3 protein-coding genes and 1 pseudogene are annotated in these 3055 nt (G+C 40.6%); all 4 read right to left on the reverse strand.

The window, feature by feature from the left end:
- Positions 1 to 412: pseudogene (locus ACFIQE_RS09325) on the reverse strand (hypothetical protein); the annotation flags it as partial.
- Positions 409 to 1704: a hypothetical protein gene (locus ACFIQE_RS09330; protein WP_375681538.1), complete on the reverse strand. Its 1296-nt coding sequence runs from the start codon at positions 1702 to 1704 to the stop codon at positions 409 to 411. The gene ACFIQE_RS09330 and the pseudogene ACFIQE_RS09325, both read right to left, overlap by 4 nt.
- Before the next feature lie 42 nt (positions 1705 to 1746).
- Complete coding sequence (locus tag ACFIQE_RS09335; RefSeq protein ID WP_375707606.1) at positions 1747 to 2598, reverse strand: hypothetical protein; 852 nt, start codon at positions 2596 to 2598, stop codon at positions 1747 to 1749.
- Between the two features lies 1 nt (position 2599).
- Entirely contained in the window at positions 2600 to 3025 is a 426-nt protein-coding gene (locus ACFIQE_RS09340) for a hypothetical protein (protein WP_375632727.1), read from the reverse strand.
- Between the last annotated feature and the right edge of the window lie 30 nt (positions 3026 to 3055).

Consider the following 3055-nt stretch of genomic DNA (forward strand, 5'->3'; position numbering starts at 1 on the left):
CACGTATTCTATTGGCTTCTTTCTCATATTTTTCTATGGTTTTCTTATCTCCAGTCCAATAGTTGTAAAGCCCCTTCAAAAAAGCCTTTATTGCCAACTCATCATCAGAATCACGTCCTGCCGCTGTAATCCCAGCAATCTCATCATCTAAATTAAAACTCAATCCATGCTTTAAAGAGTTCCAAAAAGCTTCACTTTGCGTGATTTCGGGATGTTCTGCTTCTTCTTCATAAGAATTATTATATAAAGGATAGTCGGCTACATAAACATCATCACCAAGTTCAAGAACTCGATCTCCTGGTCGATAACGTTTACCTGAATTGCTGGGATTAAGAGGATAATCGGCTACATAAACATCATCACCAAGTTCAAGAACTCGATCTCCTGGTCGATAACGCTTATTGTTTATCATCTTTTTGCTCCCTTATATACTGGATGACCATTATAATTAACTATTGTTCCAGGAGGATAACGATCTAGCTCTTCTCTGCTACTTATAGTTGGCAAATTTGCACTCCCTCCTTGTGATGACTGATTAGCAGAGGAGCGACTAGCATCTTCACCTAGTAAATAGGCTTTTGCTTCAGGCGATAGTCTTGAAATAACATCTCTTATTTGATTCAGATTCCGCGTAAATAATTCTACATTCATATCAATGCTTAGTTCACCTAAAGAATGCTTTAGCATGTCAAGATCTTTATCACTGACATTTCCAAGTCCTACCGCTCCTGTCCTTGATAATTGCTTCAGTTCGTCTATACGATCACTTGCTATACGTTCCTTAATTGATTTCACGACTTTATCTGCACCATTTTCTTTCAATCCAGGAACAATGCTTTTAATCCAAGCAATCAGACCTGTTGCATACCCACCTTTTTCCTTAAGGTACTCATCAAGATATGTGAGATCTTTCAATAAAATACTTTTCCGTACTATATTATTTGCATATAGAGCTTTTGCACGTTCAGCTTCCTCATACGATTTACCACCTTCAACCATAATATATCTATATCCACCTGGTGCATTCGGATCTTCCACAAGCATCCTACCGTCATTGGTAAATTGGGAATTCCTATTTCCACCGTTCACTTTTTGTAATAGAAAAGCATTCAACGCATCTCTATTTCCAGCTATGAACCGCGCTTCTTCTTCACTATAGCCTTTAGACTTTAGATACTCGACAGTCTGGTTAACCTGCCCTCTTTGTTTATCTCCTTCATGCAAGTTCTTCAGCCCCTTGGCAAAAAGTTGCCATCCAGATGAATTTGGACTAGCCGTTATCGCACCCATAAGAAAATCATCAATATTTTTACTAACATCAGACTGTGAAAAACGAGAAAATTTATCCCAAAAACTAAGATTTGGTTCAGGAGGCTGTTCTTGCAATGGAACTGGTTTTGTTGAAATAGGTGGAGAAGTCTCTAACTGAGGAGGAGTTTCTGATTGTGGAATCGGAGAGGGTTTATTCCCCTCATTATCTATCTCAGAAGGACGAATAGAACCTATTGGAGAAGGAGAAAAAGAGCCTATCTTATATGGATCATTCATAGAAATCGCATTAAGAAAAACTGGTAATTTATGTTTGTCCTTTCGTTGATTCGCTATTGATTGTAGTAGATCTTTTTCTAGTCTGCGTTCGTGTAGATCTTTTTCTAGTTTGGATATGAAACGTCTATCTCTCGGGTCAAAATCTATAAAAACCATTACTTTCCCTTTAACTATTTATTTTTTCTAAGATTATTCAAACTAAACGGCAGCATTTGCTGCCTTTTCCGCAGCCTTCTTTAATCCAAAAAGCACCATCATAGCATTCTGCCAAGGGTCGTTACCATGCATCTTAGATTCTGACATATTATTCATCGTCGTGCCGTAATTTCTTGCAAAGCCATGACCGGCGTTCATAAGCATATTCAACCTATTCCAACCGCTATTGTCTTGTTCCAGCCAACGTTCACGATTGGCATCAACAACTCTCTGATTGTAATTATCAAGCACACCTCCCCCCTGTATGGCATTGGAATAGGCATTGCCATAACCCTGCAAGAAGTTATTTGATGCTCCCAACTGATTTTGATTGGCTTGGTCTATCATGGCATTGGCTTGCATCATGCGATCCGCATCACGATTAAATTGCTCTAACATAGCACGAGCGTATATAGAATCTCTTCCTTTCCGCACTTCCTCTCTGTGATCAGGAGTTGCATAACGACCAATCCCTGAGAAATATCTGTTAATTTGAGTGTCTGAGTCATCTAACGCTTCTTGAAGTGCTCGTTTGAAATACGAATTTTCTCCCATCATACCACCAGAAGCCATATGTCTAAGATTCATGGCTGCCGACGTTGGATTATAGATTGTATTCATCAAAGAGCGATTTTGATAATGATGAGGGACACTCCCAAGACCACCTATGGCTTGGGTGGTTTGAGCACTTAACGGCGCAACACGAGGTCCTCCATACACATTACCCCCAATCCCTGTGTCATACATGTTATACGCATCTGCACCCCCACGCTTAAAGACATTCTGCATCCAAGCAGGAGGGGCGCTTGTCTGCACCTGCTTCTGTTCTGTCGTTGCTGGTCTACTGCTCCCCATGTCACAATTCCTTCCTATAATAAAGCATACCTATGCTATAGCCTTGCTTGGTTAGTGCACGCTTCCAACCTAAACGACCCAAGATCTCCATTTCAGAAGCACCATTCTCACGCGCCCAATCCTCTACAAATTTCAAATTATCAACTTGATCAAGAACGCCCTTCCCACTACATTCACAAATCAGTGCGCGCTTCTTTCCTAAAACTGTCTGCTGTATCTGGGTCGTGAATGCCGCTAAAAAGCGCTCGTCGTCATCCAAAACAAGCCATAACTGTTTCTTGCCACTGCAAATCGCTTCAATCAGTTCCTGCAACGTGATTTCATGTTTGAAACGCTCTACATACTCTCTAAAAGATGCAATGATTTCTTCAAGATAAGGGGCTATACGCTCCATATCCCAAGACGTGGTCAAAAAGACTTTTGCCATTACCCTCTGCCTAAAGGACGTAAATCCACA

Origin of the sequence: Bartonella sp. AA1HLJMS (assembly GCF_042197445.1) — a bacterium.
Lineage (GTDB): Bacteria > Pseudomonadota > Alphaproteobacteria > Rhizobiales > Rhizobiaceae > Bartonella.